Source organism: Formosa sp. A9 (assembly GCF_051200825.1).
In the GTDB taxonomy this organism is placed as follows: Bacteria; Bacteroidota; Bacteroidia; order Flavobacteriales; family Flavobacteriaceae; genus Formosa.
Map to the genome: position 1 here is coordinate 2,979,765 of NZ_CP195158.1, position 26,944 is coordinate 3,006,708.

Sequence of the window (26,944 nt, forward strand, 5' to 3'; positions counted from 1 at the left end):
CAATCTACCCCTAAGAACAAAACATGTTTTTGTACTATGCGCGGGTATATATTTCATATTTTCTTTAGTATTTATTTATTGAACAACTTAGGTTTCAATAAAAATTTGAATGCACAGTCCCTACCCGACGATCGCTTTTCTCAAAAACAATTTGCCTTTAAAACCTTAACAATTAACGATGGCCTTTCCCAAAACAGTGTCATAAGTATAGCTCAAGACAGCATAGGTTATTTATGGCTGGCCACCCAAGACGGACTTAATAAATACGACGGACAACATGTTACGCATTACGACAAACAGTTCGAAGACATTACGCGATCTAACTACAGTAAATTAGGTAAGGTTTATATTGATAAACAAAATAAACTATGGATTATTACCCACCCTGGTAAATTGGAGCTTTTTGATAACACCAGAAATGATTTCACACAAATTCCTTTACATTTTAAAGCAAGCACATTATTTCAAAATAACGCAAAACAACGCTTCGTAGGGGCGTACGATAATGGTCTTTTTACATTAGATGCTAATACAAAAACCACAAAACAACTATTTAAAAATACAGATACCACTAAAACCGTTAACGATATTACGGAACTAAACCAGGAAATTTACATTAGTACTACTGGTAGCGTATTTAAGTTAAACCCTATAAACAAAAGCTACACGGCGCTAAAAACGATCAACACAAAACCGATTAACTTTAGTGCTCTAACTCCAACGCCTGAAGGCGACCTTTGGATAGGCTCTTATGGTGATGGTCTTTTTTTAAAACCTGCAAATACCGATAGCCTAATCCAGATAAAAAACGATAAAATTCCATTACACCTTAACATAGAAGATATTTTAATAGATAAAAAAAATAGACTTTGGATTGCTACTTATGGACATGGCGTATTCCTGATGCAAAATGAAAAGGTATTTAATTTTAAAGCCAATAAAAACAATCCGTTTGCCATTCACTATAACGATATGCTTTGCTTATTGGAAGATAATACGGGAAATATATGGTTTGGATCGGATGGTACAGGAGCAAGTTATTACGACGCTCATCTGATAAAATTTAATATCATAACCAATAATCAGGTTCCTAAATCAGTAAATGTTGATATGGTACGTGCCATAACCACATCTAAAACAGGAGACTCTTTATGGATAGGAACCTCTGGCAAAGGCCTTACATTAGTTAACCTACGCCAAAATACATATAAAACCATTACTGCCGAAACTTCAAAATTATCCAGCAATCGTGTTATAAGTCTCAGTACCATTAATAACAATTTATGGATTGGGCATCAAGGTTACGGTTTAAACATTAAAGAAGGCAGTAATAATTATATATCATATCCGGAATTAGAATCACTAACAATCTGGAGGATTGTTCCCTATAAAAACAACCAAGCTTGGCTCTGTACCGAAAATAATGGCATCATTTTATTCGACAAAAGTCAAGGTATTATAAAGCAATTCAACACAAAAAACTCGGCATTACCAACCAACCACATCAAAACGGTTTGTATAGATTACAATAATGATATTTGGATAGGTTCTGACTCTAATGGACTTTTCAAATTAAACTCGAAAACCAATCAAATTGAAACCATTAAACAAATTCCAGATAAAATAAAATCACTTTATATTGATGCAAACACCTTATGGATTGGCACTAACGGAGATGGCTTAAAATCATTAAATACCATTACTTATAATACAAGGCAATACACAACCAAAGATGGCTTACCAAACCAAGTGGTTTATGGCATTTTACCAGATAACATGGGTAATTTGTGGCTTAGTACCAACAATGGTTTAAGTAAATTTAATACACAGTCTAAAAACCATGCTTTCGAAAATTTTGGTATTCATGACGGTTTACAAGCTAGAGAATTTAATACAGGAGCCTATTACAAAGCCCCCAACGGATTGCTCTTTTTTGGTGGACTGGAAGGTGTAAACTGGTTTCATCCTAATCAACTGTCGTACAATACCATCGCGCCAAAAACCATCATCTCTAAATTCGAAGTATTTTCAAAACCGCAGCCCCTGCTTCAAAACACCAAATTACCTCATTTTAATAACACTGTAACCTTTACCTTTTCAGCCTTACACTTTTCGCAACCTAAACTCAATTCGTACAAATATCAATTATTAAATCACGACAAAACTTGGATTAAAGCTAACCACAGCAATATTGCCCACTACACCAATTTACCACCAAACACCTATACTTTTAAAGTAATTTCCAGTAATTATGATGGGGTGTGGAACCCAAATCCAGCCACTTACACCTTTACAATTAAGCAACCTTGGTATTTAAGTAATCTTGCTTTTTTTGTGTATAGTATATTAACGGCATTTTTAATTTTAGGAATTTATAAGTATTTAAAATGGCGATGGAATATAAAAATGCAACTTCAATTTGAGCATGACGAAACCGAACGTTTAAAAGAATTAGATGCCCAAAAAACGAAATTATACACCAACATTTCTCACGAATTCAGAACGCCGCTAACACTCATTTCTGGTCCTTTAGAAAAACAACTAAACAACCCTAAATTAAATTTAGATGATAAACAAGATTTAAATCTGGCCCACAGAAGTTCTAAACGTCTGTTAAATCTTGTAAACCAAATGCTAGACCTTTCGAAATTAGAAACAGGTAATTTAACACTGCAAGTAACAGAAGGCGATTTAAATGCTTTACTCACTCAAATTATTCAAGCGTTTCAATTTAAAGCCAAAGAGAAAAACATGACACTCACTTACAACCTAACAGAACTAAATCAAGTTTGGTTGGACACAGAAGTGTTCGAAAAAATTATTACCAATCTATTAGGTAACGCCGTAAAATACACGCCCGAAAACGGCACTATTTATATCCAAACACAAATTATAGAAAATCATTTATCGTTAAGCATTACCAATACTTGTAACGCCATAAACACTAACCTTATTAACAAATGGTTCGACAGGTACTATCAAGGCGAAAATAATACCGATGGTGTAGGTATTGGCTTATCGCTTGTTAAAGAACTTACGTCTCTTTATCATGGCGATATTTCTGTAAACCACATCAATGAAAATCAAATTCAATTTAAATTAAAACTGCCTATTTATAAATCTTCATTTTTAAATTCCGAAATACAAGAACACACAAAAAGTCCTCAACTTAATGGTTTTCCTTATTTAAAAGCAAATAACACGTCTAAAACCACTGAAAAACTAAATTTATTGATTGTTGAAGACGACGAAGACATACGTTTATTTATAGTAAGGCTCTTTAAATCTCAATTTAATATATACGAGGCCAATAACGGTAAAGAAGGCATAAAACTCGCATTATCCGTAATTCCAGACATTATAATTAGCGACCTAATGATGCCTAAAACCGATGGTATTATTTTGTCTAAAACTTTAAAAAGCGATCAAAAAACGAGTCATATCCCTATTGTGTTATTAACCGCTAAAAGCGGATTTAAAAACGAAATAGAAGGTCTGCAAACAGGAGCCGACGATTATATTGTTAAGCCATTTAATACAGATGTGCTACAACTTAAAATTAACAACCTCATAAAAGTAAGACAACAACTGCAACATAAATACAGTACAGGAACTGCCCTATTAGATTTAGCGCAAACACCAACCGAAAAAAAATTCTTCACAAAATTAAATGAAGTACTTAAAACCGAACTCACAAATCCCGATTTTAATGTACAAACGTTTAGCAAGCACATGTACATGAGTAGAATGCAACTGCATAGAAAACTAAAGGCAACTACAGGCTACTCGGCAACAGAATTTATTAGAATTGAACGCCTTAAAATTGCAAAACAACTCGTATTACAAGGCGATCTTTCTATCGCCGAAATAAGTTACGAAGTCGGATTTAATTCGCCTTCATATTTCATTAAATGTTTTAAAAAGGCATTTAATTGCACCCCATCAGAGCTACAAGCGTAGGCATAGTCCCCTTTAAAACACACATGTTACATACGTTACAGCATTTGTTACAAATGGCATATAACTACAGCCAATAATAAAATAATTTTACCATGTGCTATTAACCACTATACCCTTACCTAGTATTATAAAAGTGCTATTAATCTGAATAAAAAGGAGTAATGACATGTTAACAATTACTCCTTTTTTCTAAAAAAAAGAATTATGAAAACCATACTATTTTGGGCGGTTATACTTAGTGTAAGTATTTGCCAGCCTGTACACGGACAATTTTTAAAGCAACTTCAAAAACGTGCTCAAGATGCAGTAGAGCGCACAGTGTTAAGAAAGACCGATGAAGTCGCAACACAAACAACCGAAAAAGTTATAGACGGAGCCATTTCGGGTGTAGATGGTTCTGAAACTACAAATAATCAAAATTCATCATCAAATCAAATCGAACAGTCAAATACTGCTTTGGCAAAACACACGCAAGCCAAACGGGATTTTTACAAAGAAGACATGGTTATTAAAATAAGTGAAAACGGTGAAGTAATCCAAACACAATATTTTGATACCAACGAAATTGCTGTAAAAACTCAACTACCAAACAAACCCAAGGCTAATTTTATAGATAGCGAAGGGTTTGTTTATGTATTTAAAGATGGAGAGTATACAAAAAGCGCTATAATTGCTTTACAAAGTCAAGGTATGATGGTGCCCACCATGATGGTAAACACCTACAAATTACCTCCAGAACCTGTAATGGCTAACTTGCAAAAACAACACGATTTAGGTATGACTGCTAACCCCTTTAACGGCTTTGTAGAATTTGCCAGCATTTATAAACCCGAGCAATTTAGATACGAAGATTTTAACGAAACAAAAGAAACCATAAACGGGAAAACATTTACAAAATTCGAGTTTTTAAACGAACCCGGGTACGAAGGAAGCTATGTGTTGTTCGATGATCAAAACCGTTTAACTAAAATAGTTTCAAAACGATCGGAAAGTGTTCAAAGTCAAGACATGCAATTAGGCACTATGCCAATACCTCCTGGCGAAGACATTTTAGAATACGAATATACCAATGTCGATGTACAATTACCGGCTGCTAGAGAAGTGCGTATGCAAGGCCAAGGCTTAATGGAGTTGGTTATGGGGAATGCTAAAGGTGGTAACACTTCAAAAATGATAGACGATAGCGATTACGACACCAGCGATAGTAAAGGACTTACCAAAACAGTAAACAAGTCTATTTCCAACCACAAAATTTCTATAAACGACTTACCAGAATCGTACGATTTCGATTGGAAATACAATACTAAAATGGTGATGTCTTCAAAAAAACAACAAGAAATAAATATGGTTTTTCTTATTAAAGAAGGTGCTAATTACCAAGCCACACAAATGACAAGTCCTGATATTAAGGATATGGGTAACACCACCATGCTTTTCGATAATAATTTAAAAACTATGGTTATGTTTATAGAAGCCAATGGTTCTAACTTCTTGCAACTATACCCTATTCCTGATGTTAGTAACGCTTCCGAACTAAAGAATGATTATACCATAACGCAATTACCTTCAAAATCTATTTTAGGCTACGATAGCAAAGGGCTTCAAATGGAAGACGACAGATATATAATTCAATTGTACCACGCATCAGGAACTCCAATCACTTTAAGTAATTTTTTAAATTTTGGAAATACAAAAGCCACAAAACTTCCAGATATAGACCCTCGAATTGCCAAGCAATTCAACAACGGTTTAATTATGGAAATGCATTTAACAGACAAGAAAAAGTCTAAAAATAGTGTGAGTATTATAGCGCAGTCTTTAAATCAATCTGCTACTACAATCCAAAAGAGTGATTATAAAAGTATGGACATTCTATCCATAGCCAACAGCATGAAAAACTAATATATCGGGGTTTATACAATTAACACAGACGTATTATTCTATTTAGGTTAATACGTCTGTATAAATAAAAATATACATTATGAAAACAATACTACTTCTACTAACCTGCCTAAGTACCTATAATATGGTATGCCAAACAGTTTACAGGCTAACAAAAACAGAACTTTACGATTGGGAGAACAACGAGTGGTTACTTTCCGAAGACGAAACCTATACCTAAAGCAATACACGCTCTAATAACGAAACCTTACTGGTAAATCGCACATTAATTAATAATATGTTTGAAACTTATAGAAGATTAAAACAATACAGTGCTTCAGACCACTTAACATTAGACACCAAACAAATACTAATCGACAATAATTGGATAGATGAAGAACGCGACCTAATAACTTACAATAACGACAACCGTATTATACAAGAGTTACATCAGGAGCACGATGATAGTGACTGGATAAATGAAGAGAAATTCGACTACGAATATCCAAACTCCCAGACAACCATAACTAAAGAATATCAATTTGAAAACAATACTTGGGTACAATATACCCAAGAAACTTTAAGTACGAGCGCTACAATGTGGACTCAAGAAACTTGGAACCGAAACGACCAAGGTGCTATAGTACCCAAAGACCGTTTAGAAACCATGTTTGTTAATGATAAACTAGATGAACAAATCTCGAAAATCTGGAATGAAACCAATCAAAGTTGGGAAAATGATGGTCGTTATAAAGTACACTACAATTCTGAAGGCTTAAAAGAGAAAGAAGAATTATTTGATTGGGACACTACCGCAACACCAGCAAGTTGGGTCTTAAATGTCCAAATTATCTACGAATGGTCTAACAATAATACCCAACTCATAGAAACCTATCAAGATTGTGAAACCGCCAATTGCATCCCGATTAGCAGAAGATTAATAACCTACAACAACGACAATCAAATGCTATCTAATACATCAGAAATGCATGATAGTGAAAATGATCCAGAATGGATTCCTTATAGAGAAAGTCTATACACTTACGACTCCAATAAAAACAACACCATAATTACCACAAATGCAGCTAACTTTTTTAACCCTAACGATGTTGGCTTAGAACCATCTTACGAAATTAGAAACTATTGGGAAGAAGGTGTTGCGCTTAGTGTAGATTTTAAAACAACACGAGACTTTAATGTATATCCTAACCCAACTACAAAAGTAATGCATATCGCCTTTAAAAATCCGATATCTACGAATTACAAATTAAAAATATTTTCTACCTATGGTCAGCTTATTAAACAATTAAACGTCAATCAAGGACTTAGCAAAATAACCATTTCTTTAGAAGCGGAGAAATCGGGCGTATATTTTGTTCACTTATATTCTGGTAAAAAACAAAATCAAGTCTTTAAAATTATTAAGCATTGATTAATTCATTAAAATAAACTCCTCATGCAACATAGCCATGAGGAGATATTTTAGAAATGATTAGCGTTTTAAAGCCGAAATAACACGTTCTGGGTAATCGGTAATAATGCCATCCACCTGTAAATCTATCATTTTCTTGATGGACTCGGGAGAATTTACTGTCCAAGGAATAACTTGCATTCCTTTGTCTTGTACAGCTTTTACATCATCAATATACTCAAGAAGCTTATAATTAGGGCTGTAAATTTGTGGCACAAAACTCAGTTGATTTAAATGTTCCTGAAACGGACCATCGGACACCAAAAATGCTAAGGGCACTTTGGGATAACGCTTGTGCATTTCTTCAAGAATAAATGGATCGAAAGATTGTATATTGTAGCTACCCGCTATAGTTTTCGAATGCATTACAGCCATCACCACCTCTACAAATTTTTCTGGTCGTGGTTGGTAAATATCGTAAACATCTGGATTTGATTTTATTTCTATATTATAACCAACAGGTTTTAAATGATTTTGCTTTATAAAATGCTCCAAACTATCTATAACTTCAGCTAACAAAGGTTTATATGCCGCTTGTAGTTGTTGCTCTGGAAAACGAGAATTCACCTTACTACCTACATCGTACTGCCGAATGCTATCGTAAGGCATATTGTACAAGTTATATTGCTTTTCATTCATTTTATGAATACTATCTCCCGAAGGCGTCAGCACATAAGCCGAAGACATATAGGGTTCGTGAGACACAACAACTTGGTAATCTTGAGACATTACAACATCTAGCTCCACTACATCTACCCCTTTAAGTATGGCTCTTTTAAATCCTATAATGGTATTCTCGGGACTATGCGCTCGTTCGCCGCGATGTCCCTGTACTTTTATACTGTGTGCATTTAAACTAACCTCCACAGATTCAGATGGTGTTTCTTTGCTATTTTTAGTTGTGTCTTTACACGACATAAACGCTAACAAAACCAAACTGCAATACACTATTTTTTTCATAATCTTAAATTTAAACAAACTTGCCCAAACGTATTGTCTGGGCAAGCAATTCACAAACACAATTTAAAACTGAGAACCTTCAATTTTATAAGTTGCAGAACCTGTAAATTCATTTCCATACATGTCGGTTGCTTTCACCTCAATATTATGTGTGCCTACAGGTAATTTGGTATTTAATTTCCCAAACCATAAATGTTTACTCTTTATTGGATTAGAGCCACGTTTTCCTTCTAAAAGGGTTTCTGTTAAATCCCATTGCATGACATCGGCCACGTAATTTGGATCGGCTTCTTCTACATGTTTCATTGGTTTCCACTTGCCGTTATCAATCCGATATTGTACAGCATCTGAAGCTTCACCCATAAAAAAGTTTACGTAAACCCCCGATTTTGTTCGCTTATCCTTGGCGAGCACTTTTGGCGCAAAAACAGACATTTGATAATCATCTGGTTTGCCTGCCACTTTATATCTGGTTTTATAAGTATTCCCTTTAAAATCGATAAACGCATAGCCTTTTGGCGTTCCATCGCGCATGGTAGACACTGGCACACCTTGGTCGTTAAGTACTCCTGAATACCAATCACCCGAGGTAGTTCCTACATTGTACTCGTGATGTTTTCTACCCAATTCCCAGCTTGCTGGACCTGCTATAAAATCTTGTTTTTGAATATGAGTATGCGCCGAAAGCGACAAGGTGTTCGGGAAATCTTTTAATAAATTGAATAAGGTTTCACGATCTTCATCCCGAAACGCATCGTTGTCCGGTTCGGTTAATGGAATGTGAAAGGCCAAAACAATAAGGTGATCTTTAGGTACAAATTTCAAATCGTTTTCGATAAAATCTAACTGATCTGGACGAAAACCTCCCCAATATTTGGTTTGCTTTCTTGGATCTGGATACAAAATATCGTCTAAAACAATAAAATGAACCTTTCCGTAGTTAAAGGCATAGTTAGAAGGTCCAAAATTCGCTTCATAAGTTTCATCAGAAAACTTATCCTCCGTGGTATCGAAATTAAGATCGTGATTTCCCATTACGTTAAACCAAGGTAGACCAATTTGTTGTATCGCATCTTGATACGGTTTAAATAAGGACAGATCGTTACCTACCAAATCGCCTAAACTCATACCAAAAACAACGTCTTTGGTATTAACAACTTCTTTTACGATAGCTTTTTCAAAATAATCTACCTCTTGCTTAGTATAAGGCTGCGGATCGCCGAAAACTAAAATTGAAAAATCGTTAGATTCTTTATTTGGATACAAGCCAAAGTTTACCGCTTTGGGCAAGTTACCTGTTGGCGCTACACCAGTGAATTTACTTTTTGGAGAACCTTCTGGTTTATGAATGTAATAAAACTGAGGTAAATTTTTATCGTTTAACGGAAATGTGTAATTCTCTGGTTTTATAACCGCCACAATCATATCGTTTGAGGCTGGCAAGACATAGTATCCGTTTGCATCGGTTTGTACAACTTCTTTTCCGTTTGTAACAGCAACTTTTGCAATACCTTGCTCGTTACGGTCTTGTTTCCCGTTAGCATTAGTATCTTCAAAAACGGTTCCAGATACTTGGTTTTGAGACCATCCTAAAAGCGAACTGCAAAACAGCACGCCTAATACAAAAAATTGTTTCATAATATTATATGTAATTTTTTAAAAATTAATCAACGTCCCACCAAACTTTGGTATTAATATCGTCTGGTCCATTTAAAAGCTCTAAGGCTTCCTGATAACCTGAGGCATTTTCTATTGCTAAATCATTTGGATAAAACATACGCGATGGCATGTCGCCATTATTCAACATGGCTTCGGTTTTTGGCAATACTGGATACCCTGTCCTTCTGTACTCAAACCATTGTTGATAATCTGTAAAATACAAAGCATAATATTTTTGAAGTAAAATCTGTTCTAGACTACCATTATATTGCACAATAGAGGTATCGAAATAAGTTTCTGGCATTTCTACTTCCCATTGATTTATAGCTGCTTTCACTCCTTCTTTATAATAACCTTCTGCATTATCTATATAACCTCGTTGCGCTAATTCTGCTTTTATAAAGGCAACTTCCGAATACGGTAAAATCATAATTTGCATAGGGTTTGTAGCTTGCTCGATATTAAAAGTAGAAGCCTCGAACTGAAACTGTGAATCGGAACCTGCATAAGCGCTAGGTATACCAATATAACCTAAATTATTACCTTGTAAGTCGGCGCCAGTTGTTGCAATAATCGCTAAACGCGGATCGTTCCAACTGTTTAGATGATCTATAAAAAAAGATGCCATTTTTTTTCCCAATCTGAAATCTTGCGGACGTCCCCAAGGTGATACATTTGGTTCTACTCCTGTAACTTGTAAAATAGCAGATTCTTCTGTTGTTTCGAACACAGGATAAACTTCTGGGTTATTAATCATATTAGCCATGGTATCGAAATGCGATGGTATTACATTAGACGTCCGCAGCAATAATCTTAAATGCAATGCATTAGTAAACTTTTGCCAACGCGATATATCGTTCCCAAATAAAATATCTTCAGAATACACCATAGTATCACTTAAATCGTACAGCTGATTGGCTGATTCTAAATCAGCCAAAATGGTATGGTACACGGTTTCTTGTGTATCGAAACCTGGGTAAATTATATCTTCGTCTCCGCTTGATGCCTCTGTCATAGATACAGGGCCAAACAAATCGGTAAGGTTAGAATACACCCAGGCTTTTAATGTTAATGCTATCGCTTTATAATTATTATCTTCGTAAGCATCACAAGCCTTTTCCATTTCTTTAATGTTTTTCAGCCATTTATAATATGTGTTCCAAGACGAATTACCAATTCCTGCACTTACATCGTAACGATGCAACCCTCCAGAAATACTTGGATAAGGTAAGGACACTTGCATAAGATTAAAGGTAATATCGTAAGCGCGGTCGGCATGGTGACTAGACACTCCATATATAATTGGATTTAACAGTGTACCTGGACTAATTTCTTCTATTCGGTTAGGGTCTGTATTGGTTGCTTCAAAATCGCTTGTACAACTACTTAGTATACTTCCAAGTACTATAGCACAAATAATATGTAGTTTTTTCATTGTTATTATATTATAAATTCAATTTTAAGTTTACACCGTAATTGGCTGGCGATGGCATTTGCCCCATTTCGACTCCTGGCATAATTCGGTTTCCGTTTAAGGCTGCTGTTTCTGGATCGTAAATTGGGAAATCTGTTACCATAAATAAATTTCTGCCGTATAGACTAATGTCTAAACTCTGTATAAAAGAGTGTGTTAACCATTGTTTTGGCAAACTGTACTGTAAGGCAACTTCTCGTAATTTTAAGAAAGACGCATCAAACGAGTTAGACTCTACGTTGGCACGACGATAATAGCGGTTATACCAATCTGGAGTTGCTACTGCCGTGGTATTAGGCGAATAGGTTCCATCGTCATTTAACACTACCCCATCTCCAATAATGGTCATAGTTTCTCTTCCCATATATGTGTGGGTTAATTTACCTTGCTGAGTTAATTTATGATGGGATTGAGAATATACTATACCTCCGTACTGACCATCGAGTAAGAAACTAAACTTAAAATTTTTCCAACGAAACTCGTTATTAATGCCCGCACGCCAATCTGGTGTTGCATCGCCTATATACTGAATGTCTCCAGAGACAGGATAGGCAGGTAATCCGGCACTATCGTAAACAATTTCTCCTTCTGGAGATCTTAGAAAACCATAACCATATATTGCCGTTGGAGATCCTCCTACTTTAGCAATCATAGAGGCATTTCCTCCAGTATCAATAATAAATTGATTATCTACTTCGTCTGGTAATTCGAATACTTCACCCTCATTTTTAGACCACGTTAAAGTTGATTTCCAACTAAAGTTATCTGTATCAACAATCTTTGCTCCTAAAGTTAACTCGATACCTTGATTGCGAATTTTTCCTGCGTTAGCATATTTAGAGCTAAACCCTGTACTCCAGTTAAGCGGCAACGTAATTATCTGATTGTCTGTAGTTACACTATACAAACTAAAATCTAAATTAATTCGGTTATTGGCAAATCGCGCTTCGATACCTGTTTCGAAACTTTGTGATGTTTCTGGTTTTAAATCGGTATTAAATAATGTGTTATCTACCACTGCAGAACTTGCGAAAGCACTATTATCGTAATATTTTTGAGTTTGATATGGATCTGTATCGTTACCCACCTTTGCATACGAAAAACGGTACTTTAAAAAGTTAAAAGCCTTTGAATTGAAATTAAAAATATCTGAAGCAATGACACTTAAATTAGCAGACGGATAAAAATAAGACCAATTAGATTCTGGTAAAGTACTAGACCAATCGTTACGTGCGCTTACATCTAAAAACACTTGATCCTTAAAAGAAAATGTAGACATGCCATACAAACTACTTACAATTTTATTAGAGTCGCCTGCATAAGTATTTGGGGCATTTATACCATTGGCTAGTTTATAAACCTCTGGTATTACCAAACCATCTACATTAGATGTTAACTGGCGACGTTTTTCGGTGCGATAATTACCTCCAGCATTAACTGTTAAAGCAAAATTAGAACTAAACTGCTTATCGTAAGTCAGCAAGAAATCACTATTAACTTCTTCTTTTTGCACCAATTGTTTCTGATAAAAACCTCTTGCATAGCGGTTGATACTAAACGGACGTTTTAATTCGCGCTGCTGATTATAAGTATTTAATGAGGTACGCAACATAAGCGACCAGTGGTCGTTAAAGTCTATGTCTGCAAAAATATTTCCTACAACCTGACTACTTTCTAATGTATTTAAAGCTTCGTAAGCAATTAAGTAAGGGTTGTCTATATACGAACTAAACGGATTAATTTGATCGATATATTCTTTACCATCCATCCAAATGGGGCGATACCAATCTAGATCGATATTAGGGTTTTGAAAAATCATGAAGTAAGCAATACTTCCGTTATTATAACCCGTACTTGGTAAATTATCGCTAGAGCGGTTATTATAGTTTACCACAGCACCTAAATTAATACCTTTTGAAATCTGATACTTTGAGTTTATAGATGCTGTTATACGATCGTAACCTGTATTAGGCATAATCCATTCGTTTTTGGTATGACCTATAGAGGCGCGCATAGATCCTTTATCTGTACCACCTTGTAAAGACACCCCATTTTGTACAGTAACACCTGTTCTCCAAAAATCTTTACGGTTATCTTTATAGGGCTGCCACAATTGACGTTCGGCTGATTGACCTTCTAAAGTTGGATCGTACTGATAATAATATTGTCCGTTAAATTCAGGTCCCCAAGCACTACTAGTACTCCCTGTATTATTACCGTCATCCGAACCACCATACGAATAATAAGGATCGCCTTCAGTATTAAACGACTTCCCAGTACCTTGACCGTATTTATATTGATAATCTGGCCAGCGCTGGATCACATCTAAGGTTGTAGATGAATTAAAAGTAACACCTATACCCTTATTGGTTTTTCCAGATTTAGTAGTAATCATGATTACACCATTCTGACCACGGCTTCCATAAAGCGCAGAAGCGTTTGGACCTTTAAGCACAGTAATGTTTTCAATATCATCTAAATTCAAATCTGAAATCCCATTACCATAATCTATTGGAGAGTCTTCACCCATATAGGCACTAGAAGATCCCGATGTTGTCATTTCTGTATTTACTGGTACACCATCGACAACTACAAGGGCGTAATTTTGCTGTAAATCGAAAGAACTATACCCCCTTAATACAATTTGTTGAGAATTAATTGGTCCAGAGCCTGATGATACAACTCCCATACCGGCTACTTTTCCTTTAAGTCCAGACGACCAATTAACAGGATTAGTTTTACTTAAATTTTCGCCATCTACAGTAGCTTGGGCATATCCTAATTTTTTTTCCTCACGTTTAATACCCAATGCAGTTACAATAACTTCGTTTAAAGCACTTACAGAAGGCGCCATATGAATGTCTATTTGCTTTACATCTCCTACGGCTACCTCTTGCGTTTCGTACCCCATATAGGTTACAACTAAAGTAGCAGGCGTTGTTGTTAATGCTAAAGTAAAATAACCATCAAAGTCTGTTGCCGTACCGTTTGCTGTGCCCTGTTCTAATATAGTTGCTCCTGGTAATGGTAATCCTTGCTCATCTAAGACACGCCCAGTAATAGTTTGTACCTGTACAGTAGTTTTTGGTAATACGGTAATGGTGGAATTAATAACCCTAAATTGTAAGTTAGACTGCCTTGCCAAAACAGCTAATAATTCATTTACTGTGGTTTCTTTTAAATTTAAACTAATATTAGGCGTTTGTTGAGTAATTTCTGTATCGAACACAAACGTATATGAGGTTTGCGCTTCTATTTTAGAGAAAACTTTTGTTATCTCTTCGTTTGTTACTTGTATAGTAATTGGATCTTCTTTGGAAGAAGAAACTGCATTCGCATGTACTCCTGTACTTAAACAAATAAGCAAGAAACTACACAAATACAGTTTTAAAATTTGTAGTTTTGTTTTCATTACAATTTGATTCTGGTATTTATCTGGTAATCATTTTTTACGGCCCGTCCCTGTTGCAGCAGGTATGGGCTTTTTAATTTTCTTTTTTGCTAATAGTTATTGTGTTATCCTCATGTATTTCTATTTTTAAATGTTTAATTAAAGCTATACTCTGTAAAACGGTTTCTAAAGACTCGTTTTTAAATTTTCCAGATAAGGTTTCGCTAAGTAACGAGGCATCTGTTATACTAATATTTACATTATACCAATCTTCTAAAATACACTCTAGCTCTGCTACAGATGTATCCTTTAACAAAATAACACGCTGGGTCCAAGCATTATAATCTGCGCTGTTATGGTTGTATTTAGCAATTAATTTTTGATGTGAGAATCGTACCTGCTGATCCTTAACCAAAACAGCCTTTTCATTATAATTATGTTTAGATGCCACTTCTACTTTACCAGAATTAACACTTACAAAAATATCGTGTTGCTGCTTCGCGTTAATATTAAAGGACGTTCCTAAAACTTGAGTTGTATAGCCATTCGATGTCACAACAAAAGGTTTAGAGGTGTCTCGTTTAACATTAAAAAAGGCTTCGCCCTTTAACGTTATAGTCCTAATACTTTCGAAAGTTTTAGGATACTCCAATTCACTATTGGCATTTAAAGTAACTAAACTACCATCGGGTAAGGTGACTTGTTTTTGTTCGCCTCTATTAGTATTTATAACCACAGTTTGAAAGAAAAGTTGCTGAATAACAACAAGAGCGACTACACAGGCACTAGCCAAAGTAGCCCACGTATAATAATTGTGCTTAGCTTTTGGCTTGATATTAGGAACTTGAATTTTAGTTGAAATATTATAATATATGCGTTCTCTTTCAGTTTTAGAATGTTCTTCAACCTGAACATTTAACTTTTGAAATGCTTTAAACAAAGAGTCAACAATTTGCTGTTCTGAAGCAGATGTTTCTTTTTTAGAAAATTTTTCGATTAATTTGTAAAACTGGGTTGTATTCAAAATATGGTGTTTTATAAGTAAGACACAAAAAAGTCTTACAACACGCATATAAAAATTACGACTTAATCTTTTAATAACATTATCAAATTTCCCTTAAAATCGATTTAACAAACTAAGCATTAACATTAAAATATTGTAATGTGGTAACTTTAATCGAAGATATGCTAAAGCTCTACTAATTTGTGTTTCTACCGTACGAATAGAAATATTTAAGTCTTTTGCTATAGTGGCATTATCCACATGCTCGAATCTACTCAATTCAAATATTGCTTGACATTTAGGTGGTAATTGTTCTAATAAAATTTTAATTTGTTGCTCCGCATCACTACTTTCTATAATGGCATCTGGAGATTCATGATAAGGAACACTAGCTATAACAGATTCTAAATCCTCGGTTAGCTTCAAGTCACGAATTCGATTAGCCACCCGATATTTAATTGCTCTAAACAGGTAACTTTCTATATTTAAAATTTCACTATCCTGATTTCGATCCCATAAATTAACGAAGACTTCTTGAGTAATATCTTCACATATAGCTTCATCCCTATAAATTTTAAATGCATAAGCATATAATCTATGCCAATAAGCATCGAAAATAAGCTCAAAAGTCTTGTAATCTCCTTTCTTAAAACGGTATATCTGTTTAGAACTACGCATAAATTAAAATGAACCACAAATGAAAGGATTCCATATAACCTATAACGCACCATGCCATTAAGATAAAGTTAAATTAGCAATTAGTGATCAAGTATTGAGAAACGAGAATTGAGCTGCTAGACAGCTAGATCCTAGAATATAGACTATTTTAGGTTTTAAAATTTGAAGATTAGCTTAATGTTATAATTATTTAATCTAACAATGTACTAATTGGAAGTAATGAATAATGCTGGACTTTGGTGGCAACCAGATCATAGTAAACCAAAGAAAGATTGGAATTTAAGTTTTGAGTTTTAGATTTTGGGGGCACTTACAAAACCATTTCACCGCGTCACAGCATAACCGCATCACCATGTCACTAAAGTATTTAAACAAAAAAATCCCCAACAAATTCATGTTGGGGATTTCTAAAAAAGGCGACGACCTACTCTCCCACAAATGCAGTACCATCGGCGCTAATGGGCTTAACTTCTCTGTTCGGAATGGTAAGAGGTGAGCCCCATCGCTATAATCACCTTAAATCTTTGGTTGCTGGTTGATCGTTTCTGGTTGTTGGTATTCCAACTCATAACCATTAACTGACAACTGATAACCGCGCTTCGCGCAAATATTTTAACATATTGAAAAAGGAACATGTATGTCGATTAAATCTTGTACTCTTAAAAAAAACAGGCGTACAATAAGCCTATGGGTTATTAGTACTACTCGGCTATGACATTACTGCCTTTACACCTATAGCCTATCAACGTGGTCATCTCCCACGACCCTTTAAAGAAATCTCATCTTGTGGTGGGTTTCGCGCTTATATGCTTTCAGCGCTTATCCCTTCCCAACGTAGCTACTCTGCAATGCCACTGGCGTGACAACAGATACACCAGAGGTTGGTCCAACTCGGTCCTCTCGTACTAGAGTCAGATCCACTCAAATTTCTAACGCCCACTGTAGATAGAGACCGAACTGTCTCACGACGTTCTGAACCCAGCTCGCGTGCCACTTTAATGGGCGAACAGCCCAACCCTTGGGACCTTCTCCAGCCCCAGGATGTGACGAGCCGACATCGAGGTGCCAAACCCCCCCGTCGATATGAGCTCTTGGGGGAGATCAGCCTGTTATCCCCGGCGTACCTTTTATCCTTTGAGCGATGGCCCTTCCATGCGGAACCACCGGATCACTATGCTCTACTTTCGTACCTGATCGACTTGTAGGTCTCTCAGTCAAGCTCCCTTATGCCATTGCACTCTACGCACGGTTACCAAGCGTGCTGAGGGAACCTTTAGAAGCCTCCGTTACTCTTTTGGAGGCGACCACCCCAGTCAAACTACCCACCAAGCACTGTCCCTTCAATGAAGGTTAGACTCTAGATAAGCAAAGGGTGGTATTTCAACAATGACTCCAAAACGCCTGGCGACGCTCCTTCAAAGTCTCCCACCTATCCTACACATTACTTATCCAAAACCAATACTAAGCTATAGTAAAGGTGCACGGGGTCTTTTCGTCCCACAGCGGGTAATCGGCATCTTCACCGATACTACAATTTCACCGAGCTCATGGCTGAGACAGTGTCCAGATCGTTGCACCATTCGTGCAGGTCGGAACTTACCCGACAAGGAATTTCGCTACCTTAGGACCGTTATAGTTACGGCCGCCGTTTACTGGGGCTTCATTTTAGACCTTCGCATTGCTGCTAAGCCCACCACTTAACCTTCCAGCACCGGGCAGGTGTCAGGCCATATACGTCATGTTTCCATTTAGCATAGCCCTGTGTTTTTGATAAACAGTCGCCTGGACCTTTTCACTGCGGCCCTACCGAAGTAGGGCGACCTTTCTCCCGAAGTTACAGGTCTATTTTGCCTAGTTCCTTAGCCATGAATCTCTCGAGCTCCTTAGAATTCTCATCCCAACCACCTGTGTCGGTTTAGGGTACGGGCTGCTGCTTTCGCTTTTCTTGGAAGTCGCTTCTCTGGATTATCACCTTGTCCGTAGACTCAGTGTACTATCGCCGTGTTACCACTGGCTTCAACGAACTATTCCGTCAGTTCGCACCAAATATACGCCTCCGTCACTTTTAGTAAGAGCAGGTACAGGAATATTAACCTGTTGTCCATCCACTTCCCCTTTCGGGTGCGCGTTAGGTCCCGACTAACCCTCAGCTGATTAGCATAGCTGAGGAAACCTTGGTCTTTCGGAGTGCGGGTTTCTCGCCCGCATTATCGTTACTTATGCCTACATTTTCTTTTCTAACCGGTCCAGCATTACTCACGTAACACCTTCAGCCCTGTTAGAATGCTCCCCTACCACTTTTTCAAGTCCATAGCTTCGGTAGTATGTTTATGCCCGATTATTATCCATGCCGAACCGCTCGACTAGTGAGCTGTTACGCACTCTTTAAATGAATGGCTGCTTCCAAGCCAACATCCTAGCTGTCTAAGCAGTTCAACCGCGTTTTTTCAACTTAACATACATTTGGGGACCTTAGCTGATGGTCTGGGTTCTTTCCCTCTCGGACATGGACCTTAGCACCCATGCCCTCACTGCTGCAAAACATTTTATAGCATTCGGAGTTTGTCAGGAATTGGTAGGCGGTGAAGCCCCCGCATCCAATCAGTAGCTCTACCTCTATAAAACTATGTTGCAACGCTGCACCTAAATGCATTTCGGGGAGTACGAGCTATTTCCGAGTTTGATTGGCCTTTCACCCCTACCCACAGGTCATCCGAAGACTTTTCAACGTCAACCGGTTCGGTCCTCCACTGTATGTTACTACAGCTTCAACCTGCCCATGGGTAGATCACACGGTTTCGCGTCTACCACTACTAACTATAGCGCCCTGTTCAGACTCGCTTTCGCTACGGATCCGGACCTGAAGCCCTTAACCTTGCTAGCAACGGTAACTCGTAGGCTCATTATGCAAAAGGCACGCCGTCACCCCAATGGGCTCCGACCGCTTGTAAGCGTATGGTTTCAGGTTCTATTTCACTCCCTTATTCAGGGTTCTTTTCACCTTTCCCTCACGGTACTAGTTCACTATCGGTCTCTCAGGAGTATTTAGCCTTAACGGATGGTCCCGCCAAATTCACACAGGGTTTCACGTGCCCCGCACTACTCAGGATACCACTATCGCAACATTCTTTACTTATACGGGACTATCACCCTCTCTGGTCAGTCTTTCCAAACTGTTCTAATTCATAGCGCCTTGAATATTGTGGTCCTACAACCCCAATATTGCCGTAACAACATTGGTTTGGGCTAATCCGCGTTCGCTCGCCACTACTAACGGAATCACTTTTGTTTTCTTCTCCTCCGGGTACTTAGATGTTTCAGTTCTCCGGGTTTGCTTGCTTTCGCATGACATATCTTCAATATGCCGGGTTGCCCCATTCGGATATCTGCGGATCAATTTGTATGTGCCAATCCCCGCAGCTTTTCGCAGCTTATCACGTCCTTCTTCGCCTCTGAGAGCCTAGGCATTCCCCATACGCCCTTATTTAGCTTATTGTACTTTTTGCTTTTTTAATGAGTTACTGATCGATTAAAGGCTCGTTACCTTAATCAATCGTTTTTAATCTTGTTATAAATCTTAGTGTGCTACTAAAACCATAACTTTTCATGTATCTTTTTCAATATGTCAATGAACTTTCTTTGCAATAGGCCATAAGCTTTATGCTCTAGGCGGCTTGCGTATAGCTTAAGGCATAAAGCCTATAGCTGTTTTGTGGAGAATATCGGAGTCGAACCGATGACCTCCTGCGTGCAAGGCAGGCGCTCTAGCCAGCTGAGCTAATCCCCCAGTTTTTCTTTCAGTCGCAGTCCACAGTCTGCAGTTTGCAGTCGCTTGTGCCGACTTTCGGTGGATTACTACTTCTAGAATTTCCTTTTCAATATATTATGAACGTTTCAATTAATAATTATTAATCATCAATTGATTCTTGTAGTCTCAGGCAGACTCGAACTGCCGACCTCTACATTATCAGTGTAGCGCTCTAACCAGCTGAGCTATGAGACTCTACTTAATAGATCATTTAAATTAACAGCTTAGAGAATAAACTATCCCTTTTCCTTCTTTTTTCTACTCCAATAGTCGTATTTCTCTAGAAAGGAGGTGTTCCAGCCGCACCTTCCGGTACGGCTACCTTGTTACGACTTAGCCCTAGTTATCGACTTTACCCTAGGCCGCTCCTTGCGGTGACGGACTTCAGGCACTTCCAACTTCCATGGCTTGACGGGCGGTGTGTACAAGGCCCGGGAACGTATTCACCGCATCATGGCTGATATGCGATTACTAGCGATTCCAGCTTCACGGAGTCGAGTTGCAGACTCCGATCCGAACTGTGATAGGGTTTATAGATTCGCTCCACCTCGCGGTGTGGCTGCTCTCTGTCCCTACCATTGTAGCACGTGTGTAGCCCAGGACGTAAGGGCCGTGATGATTTGACGTCATCCCCACCTTCCTCACGGTTTGCACCGGCAGTCTTGTTAGAGTTCCCGACATCACTCGCTGGCAACTAACAACAGGGGTTGCGCTCGTTATAGGACTTAACCTGACACCTCACGGCACGAGCTGACGACAACCATGCAGCACCTTGTAAAGTGTCCGAAGAAAAGTCTGTCTCTAGACCTGTCACTCTACATTTAAGCCCTGGTAAGGTTCCTCGCGTATCATCGAATTAAACCACATGCTCCACCGCTTGTGCGGGCCCCCGTCAATTCCTTTGAGTTTCATTCTTGCGAACGTACTCCCCAGGTGGGTTACTTATCACTTTCGCTTAGCCACTCAGTCTTGCGACCGAACAGCTAGTAACCATCGTTTACGGCGTGGACTACCAGGGTATCTAATCCTGTTCGCTACCCACGCTTTCGTCCATCAGTGTCAGTATATTATTAGTGATCTGCCTTCGCAATTGGTATTCTATGTAATATCTATGCATTTCACCGCTACACTACATATTCTAACCACTTCATAATAACTCAAGACAACCAGTATCAAAGGCAATTTTACAGTTGAGCTGCAAGATTTCACCTCTGACTTAATCGTCCACCTACGGACCCTTTAAACCCAATGATTCCGGATAACGCTTGGATCCTCCGTATTACCGCGGCTGCTGGCACGGAGTTAGCCGATCCTTATTCTTACGGTACCGTCAAATTCCCTCACGAGGGAGTGTTTCTTCCCGTATAAAAGCAGTTTACAACCCATAGGGCAGTCTTCCTGCACGCGGCATGGCTGGATCAGGCTCCCGCCCATTGTCCAATATTCCTCACTGCTGCCTCCCGTAGGAGTCTGGTCCGTGTCTCAGTACCAGTGTGGGGGATCTCCCTCTCAGGACCCCTATCTATCGTTGCCATGGTATGCCGTTACCACACCATCTAGCTAATAGAACGCATGCCCATCTTTTACCGATAAATCTTTAATTATCAAATGATGCCATCCAATAATACTATGGGATATTAATCCAAATTTCTCTGGGCTATCCCCCTGTAAAAGGTAGGTTGCATACGCGTTACGCACCCGTGCGCCGGTCGTCGGCGGTGCAAGCACCCCGTTACCCCTCGACTTGCATGTGTTAGGCCTGCCGCTAGCGTTCATCCTGAGCCAGGATCAAACTCTTCATCGTTAAATTTTTAAGTGTTTCCACTATTATCTTTAACAACTAATGGAATTTTCCAGTACTCAAAATGGCTTATTCTCTTCTTATTGACAACAACCGTTTCCAGTTGTTATCTACGCTGTCAATTCAATATGTTAATGAACTTTTATTCTTCTTTACTTTCTCTTTCAAAACTTCCGTCTGAAAGCGGGTGCAAATATAAAACCCTTTTTCATTCCTTGCAATGTTTTTTTGATTTTTTTTGAAAGTTTTTTTTTTCAAACCTTTCAACCAACAAAACACAACTTACAATGAACTTTTCTTTCTAAAAACGTTGCCGTTTTTAGCGGCTGCAAATGTACAACCTTTTTTAAATCTACAAAGCTTTTTTTGATATTTTTTAAATTTAATTTTAAACCCTATCGCTTGCCTGTAAATGAACGTTTGCTTACTCCTTTTCTAATATCCCTCTCGCCGTAAGCGGGTGCAAATATACAACCCTTTTCTCTTCCCAAACAAACTTTTTCGATTGTTTTTTTGAAAAAAAAGTCAAGACACTAATATACATCATTTTACACTTATAAAAAAATTTAAAACCATAAAATTTCACCTGTATTAATCGATAACACATCGGTAAATAAATATAAAGAACGACATATTACTATTACCTACATGGCCATAAAGTAAACTATTCTTATTTTTAAGCTTTTAAATATCATCTACAGCTACTCAGCTAGAAATACCATAAAACATGTACAACGCAAACACACATATATATAAAGACATTATTATAATAGGAGGCGGCCCTATAGGCATTGCTTGCGCCCTACAATGCAAAGCCCACGGTTATAGTTATAGTATTTTGGAAAAAGGGGCGCTTACAAATTCACTATATAACTATCCGCTAAACATGACATTCTTCTCGACCTCGGAAAAATTAGAAATAAACAATATACCTTTTATAAGCAACAACCCGAAGCCCAATCGAGACGAAGCTTTAGAATATTACAGACGTGTTGCCGCATCTAATAATTTAAACATACAACTGTACGAAGAGGTTATCGATATTAAAAAGAGTAATTCTACATTTACCGTTTCTACGAGCAAAAATTCCTACACCGCCAACCAAGTGATTGTTGCTACGGGCTTTTACGATATTCCAAAACTTTTAAACGTTCCTGGCGAAAGACTTTCTAAAGTATCTCATTATTATAAAGAGGCACATCCTTACACCATGCAACATGTTATAGTTGTAGGCGCCAGCAACTCGGCTGTTGATGCCGCTTTGGAAATTTGGCGAAAAGGCGGTCACGTAACCATGGTAATACGCGGCGAAGATATAGGCGAACGTGTAAAATATTGGGTAAGGCCAGATATTATAAACAGAATAAAGGAAGGATCTATAACCGCATATTATAATTCGGAAATAAAAACTATTGAAGATGATACTGTAACCATAAACACCCCCGAAGGTGAGCTTTCTTTAAAAAACGATTATGTGATTGCTTTAACAGGATATCAGCCAAACTTTAAATTATTAAACACTATAGGTGTTTCCTTTTCCGAAGACGAAAATCGAATACCCACTTATAATAGCGACACGATGGAAACTAATATTGAAGGACTCTATTTAGCTGGTGTTATTTGTGGCGGTATGGAAACCCACAAGTGGTTTATAGAAAATTCGCGCATTCATGCCAAAATAATAATCGACCATATTAACCGAAAATTATAAAAACAACATACAACGCATCTTTTTATTACGTACTTTTATTAATTATATAAAACGAATTGACATAATTTAAAAGCCTATAAATAGTTACCAAGTTTGTAGTGCATAAATTAGTGGTGTTACATCTCTATTACTCAAGAGATCTCCTTTATTTTTCAGTATTTATTCATAGCACTTTCGCATTATGTACTGTAAATGTTTGATAATTGAAACTGATACGGCTTCGGTATTGGCATTAAAGTTTTTTATAAATACAATTGAACACCTTCAACTAGACGGTATTTACAGCTCGCTTTCCGAAGCTTCAAATCATTTAGCTACAAAACATGTAGATTTAGCCTTCTTAAACATAAACGAATTAACAAAAACCAATACCCAAAGTATAAAACATCAACTATACACTTCAAAAATCATTATCACATCTCACCTTAACTGTTTTGCTCAAGAAGCCTTTTCTTTAAATGCCTTAGATTATTTACTAAAACCCATTAATTACACTGCCTTTTTAAAAGCTATAAATAAGTTTATAATAGCAGAACTGCAATCCTATAAATTCAATTCTCATTTTAATCAAGACTTTATATATCTAAGATCTGACAGAAAAATGGTGAAAATACATTTTAATACTATCGTTTTTATTGAAAGCTTTAAAGACTATATTGTTATTCACAGAGAACCACAAACGGCTATAAAAGTAAAGCAGTCGCTTTGTTCGACAGCATGCTTGCTCCCTAAACATGAATTTATGCGTGTACACCGATCGTTCATTATAGCAACTTCTAAAATTACAGCATTTACTAAATTCGATATAGAACTTGGCGAACGCAATATTCCTATTGGCAGAAACTATACACACATAACAGCATTAATACCTAAAAGTCTAGGCTAAATAGACTGCAATCCAGTTTTTGTCTACCAAAACACGACATTCATCTCTAGTTATCCTACCGCAAATAAAGATATACTAATTTTATTCCTTTAAATAAAGCAAAACTATTCTCCCACTAGATATTAATTAACGAGCAAAACCTATTGTTCAATTTTATAGGATTGAATGCTAAAGCAACCCTATTAACTTTAAATATCTATTGTTATGAAAACTCAACTTAAACCAATCGGTCTACACATTATTATAATGTTCTTAATGCTTTACGCTTGTAATTCGGACGACGACCAAAACACCACTAATACCTACACTGGAAATGCCATTACTTTTGGAAGTGGCACAGTAGAATCCTGGATTACTACAACAAACACCGACACGCCGCTAGAATTAGGATTACGGTTGTCGCTAGAAGCTCTATCTGATATCGAAGCCTTGCCTGAAGATGATCTTGTTTTTGTAGTACCTTTACATGATAAAGCTTCTCAAGTTACAGCTTACGAACATATTACTATACAATGGGAACCTGCAGGCCACATGCCTCCTGTATTTTTAGCACCTCATTTTGAAATCGCTTTCTTCGAAATTAGCAATTCCGAACGGCTCACCATTCCTGTTTACGATGCCAATATCCCGGTAATTGAAGCTGCAGTAAATGATTTTCCCGATGTAGATAAAATACCAACCGGATATATAAAGTTCCCTGGGCAAGGTGGCTATTACCCAGAAGCTGGAAAACATTGGCTGACGGAAGATGTACTTGAACTTACAACATTCAACACCTATATTGCGCATGGTACATACGACAAAAAGCACATCTTTTTAGAAGCCAAATTTACAATGGACTATTTACAAAGTCTGACACAGCTTAACCAAACTTTAGCACAACCTGTTATTTTCGAAAAATCGGACACCTATTACCCAACCACATTGAATGCTCGTAAATCCTCAGAATCGATTGAAATAACACTTAGTAATTTCATAAAACGATAATCAATAAACCATCTATTAAACGCAAAAGAAAAGTAGCTTATCCTAACTTTTCTTTTGTCGTTCTTATATAAGAAATATTTTTTTTAACCATGAATAAGTTGTTTTGTGGAACAGTAAACAAAGTATAATTACATATAATTATCTATATGCATATTTCAAATCTCTCCCGTTAAGAAAACGACAAAGGAACTTTATTAGAACAAAACAGCAGGAGCAATTGCTTTCAGATAAAATAAAGATACCAGGAATCAGGCTTTAGCTCTGAGAGAATAATAAAAGCCCGACTTAAAATTGAACGGAAGGTCTCTGTTATTCTCTATGCTATATTTTACAATATCAGCAACAAAATAATACTCTCCTCTGCTTTACATATCCCCTGTTGTGAAAGCGACAAAGGAGCTTCACGAGCTCCACTAAAAAATAATAACGCGCGAGTAACTGCTTTCAGATTACTATTTTAGTAGTGCATTCACAGGGGCTGTAACAGGTTTAGCCTATGCAGAACAGTTGTGAATTGCTTTCAGATTACTATTTTAGTAGTGCATTCACAGGTTAGATTGGTTTCTTAACCCAAACCAAGTAGTTGTGAATTGCTTTCAGATTACTATTTTAGTAGTGCATTCACAGGAAAATTATGAAGTATAGAATTAAGATTACAGTTGTGAATTGCTTTCAGATTACTATTTTAGTAGTGCATTCACAGGAAAAAAACGTCTAAATACGCTTTAGAAATAGTTGTGAATTGCTTTCAGATTACTATTTTAGTAGTGCATTCACAGGAAAATCCGTGAGAACATCGACATGGTAATGGTTGTGAATTGCTTTCAGATTACTATTTTAGTAGTGCATTCACAGGCGAAAAAGCCAAGAACAAAGACAGCGTAATGTTGTGAATTGCTTTCAGATTACTATTTTAGTAGTGCATTCACAGGCAGAACATTATATTAAACAATCTTACCACAGTTGTGAATTGCTTTCAGATTACTATTTTAGTAGTGCATTCACAGGAGAAACCATTTTGTATAAGTATTATTTAGCGTTGTGAATTGCTTTCAGATTACTATTTTAGTAGTGCATTCACAGGCCATTAGTAAATTTGATGCACTCGATGTTAGTTGTGAATTGCTTTCAGATTACTATTTTAGTAGTGCATTCACAGGTTTTAATGTCGTTTCATTTAAACGCCCAAGGTTGTGAATTGCTTTCAGATTACTATTTTAGTAGTGCATTCACAGGCTAGCATTTGCCTTACTTAGCAACTGTTCAGTTGTGAA

General features: G+C 37.1%; 13 protein-coding genes, 2 tRNA genes, 3 rRNA genes and 1 CRISPR repeat array (1 of these 19 running past the window's edge). Of the genes, 7 read left to right on the forward strand and 11 right to left on the reverse strand.

Features of this window, described 5'->3' with window-relative positions; translation table 11 throughout:
- Nucleotides 1-105: 105 nt before the first annotated feature.
- From ACR9EA_RS13125 to ACR9EA_RS13140, 4 genes are all read left to right on the forward strand, one after another.
- On the forward strand, nt 106-3,960 hold the full coding sequence (locus ACR9EA_RS13125; RefSeq protein WP_435133881.1) for a two-component regulator propeller domain-containing protein: 3,855 nt from the start codon (nt 106-108) through the stop codon (nt 3,958-3,960).
- Between the two features lie 204 nt (nt 3,961-4,164).
- Nucleotides 4,165-5,862 (forward strand): hypothetical protein, encoded by a 1,698-nt coding sequence (locus ACR9EA_RS13130; RefSeq protein ID WP_435133884.1) that lies wholly within the window; start codon nt 4,165-4,167, stop codon nt 5,860-5,862.
- A gap of 79 nt (nt 5,863-5,941) precedes the next feature.
- On the forward strand, nt 5,942-6,082 hold the full coding sequence (locus tag ACR9EA_RS13135; RefSeq protein ID WP_435133887.1) for a hypothetical protein: 141 nt from the start codon (nt 5,942-5,944) through the stop codon (nt 6,080-6,082).
- A gap of 57 nt (nt 6,083-6,139) precedes the next feature.
- A complete protein-coding gene (locus ACR9EA_RS13140; protein ID WP_435133890.1) occupies nt 6,140-7,273 on the forward strand; it encodes a T9SS type A sorting domain-containing protein in 1,134 nt (377 codons plus the stop codon).
- 60 nt (nt 7,274-7,333) lie between these two features.
- Here ACR9EA_RS13140 and ACR9EA_RS13145 read toward each other — a convergent pair whose 3' ends face one another.
- The 11 genes from ACR9EA_RS13145 to ACR9EA_RS13195 all read right to left on the reverse strand — a co-directional run bounded on the left by ACR9EA_RS13145 (nt 7,334) and on the right by ACR9EA_RS13195 (nt 22,089).
- Nucleotides 7,334-8,272, reverse strand: coding sequence for a glycerophosphodiester phosphodiesterase family protein (locus ACR9EA_RS13145; protein ID WP_435133893.1), 939 nt, complete (start codon nt 8,270-8,272; stop codon nt 7,334-7,336).
- 63 nt (nt 8,273-8,335) lie between these two features.
- Nucleotides 8,336-9,910 carry a calcineurin-like phosphoesterase C-terminal domain-containing protein gene (locus tag ACR9EA_RS13150; RefSeq protein ID WP_435133896.1) on the reverse strand — a complete coding sequence of 525 codons (1,575 nt, stop codon included), beginning with the start codon at nt 9,908-9,910 and terminating at the stop codon, nt 8,336-8,338.
- A gap of 25 nt (nt 9,911-9,935) precedes the next feature.
- The gene (locus ACR9EA_RS13155; protein WP_435133899.1) at nt 9,936-11,366 is read right to left on the reverse strand and encodes a SusD/RagB family nutrient-binding outer membrane lipoprotein; all 1,431 of its coding nucleotides are present in this window, start codon (nt 11,364-11,366) and stop codon (nt 9,936-9,938) included.
- Nucleotides 11,367-11,376: 10 nt separating this feature from the next.
- A complete protein-coding gene (locus ACR9EA_RS13160) occupies nt 11,377-14,817 on the reverse strand; it encodes a SusC/RagA family TonB-linked outer membrane protein (protein WP_435133902.1) in 3,441 nt (1,146 codons plus the stop codon).
- A 73-nt stretch (nt 14,818-14,890) separates the two neighbouring features.
- Nucleotides 14,891-15,820: a FecR family protein gene (locus ACR9EA_RS13165; protein ID WP_435133905.1), complete on the reverse strand. Its 930-nt coding sequence runs from the start codon at nt 15,818-15,820 to the stop codon at nt 14,891-14,893.
- Between the two features lie 93 nt (nt 15,821-15,913).
- Nucleotides 15,914-16,477, reverse strand: a complete 564-nt coding sequence (locus ACR9EA_RS13170) for an RNA polymerase sigma-70 factor (protein WP_435133907.1) — start codon at nt 16,475-16,477, stop codon at nt 15,914-15,916.
- Nucleotides 16,478-16,888: 411 nt separating this feature from the next.
- Nucleotides 16,889-16,996 (reverse strand): 5S ribosomal RNA (gene rrf / locus ACR9EA_RS13175).
- A 156-nt stretch (nt 16,997-17,152) separates the two neighbouring features.
- A 23S ribosomal RNA gene (locus tag ACR9EA_RS13180) occupies nt 17,153-19,973 on the reverse strand.
- 217 nt (nt 19,974-20,190) lie between these two features.
- Nucleotides 20,191-20,264, reverse strand: a tRNA-Ala gene (locus ACR9EA_RS13185).
- Nucleotides 20,265-20,406: 142 nt separating this feature from the next.
- Nucleotides 20,407-20,480: transfer RNA gene (locus tag ACR9EA_RS13190), tRNA-Ile, on the reverse strand.
- An 89-nt stretch (nt 20,481-20,569) separates the two neighbouring features.
- A 16S ribosomal RNA gene (locus ACR9EA_RS13195) occupies nt 20,570-22,089 on the reverse strand.
- The 16S, 23S and 5S rRNA genes sit together here with 2 tRNA genes alongside, the layout of an rRNA operon.
- A 724-nt stretch (nt 22,090-22,813) precedes the next feature.
- On the opposite strand from ACR9EA_RS13195, the gene ACR9EA_RS13200 reads away from it, so the two are divergent.
- From ACR9EA_RS13200 to ACR9EA_RS13210, 3 genes are all read left to right on the forward strand, one after another.
- Nucleotides 22,814-23,797 (forward strand): YpdA family putative bacillithiol disulfide reductase, encoded by a 984-nt coding sequence (locus tag ACR9EA_RS13200; RefSeq protein WP_435133910.1) that lies wholly within the window; start codon nt 22,814-22,816, stop codon nt 23,795-23,797.
- 196 nt (nt 23,798-23,993) lie between these two features.
- Nucleotides 23,994-24,683 (forward strand): LytR/AlgR family response regulator transcription factor, encoded by a 690-nt coding sequence (locus tag ACR9EA_RS13205; protein WP_435133913.1) that lies wholly within the window; start codon nt 23,994-23,996, stop codon nt 24,681-24,683.
- 204 nt (nt 24,684-24,887) lie between these two features.
- Nucleotides 24,888-25,670, forward strand: coding sequence for a hypothetical protein (locus ACR9EA_RS13210; protein ID WP_435133916.1), 783 nt, complete (start codon nt 24,888-24,890; stop codon nt 25,668-25,670).
- Between the two features lie 430 nt (nt 25,671-26,100).
- Nucleotides 26,101-26,944: a CRISPR direct-repeat array (repeat unit 46 nt; unit sequence GTTGTGAATTGCTTTCAGATTACTATTTTAGTAGTGCATTCACAGG) (it continues 114 nt past the right edge of the window).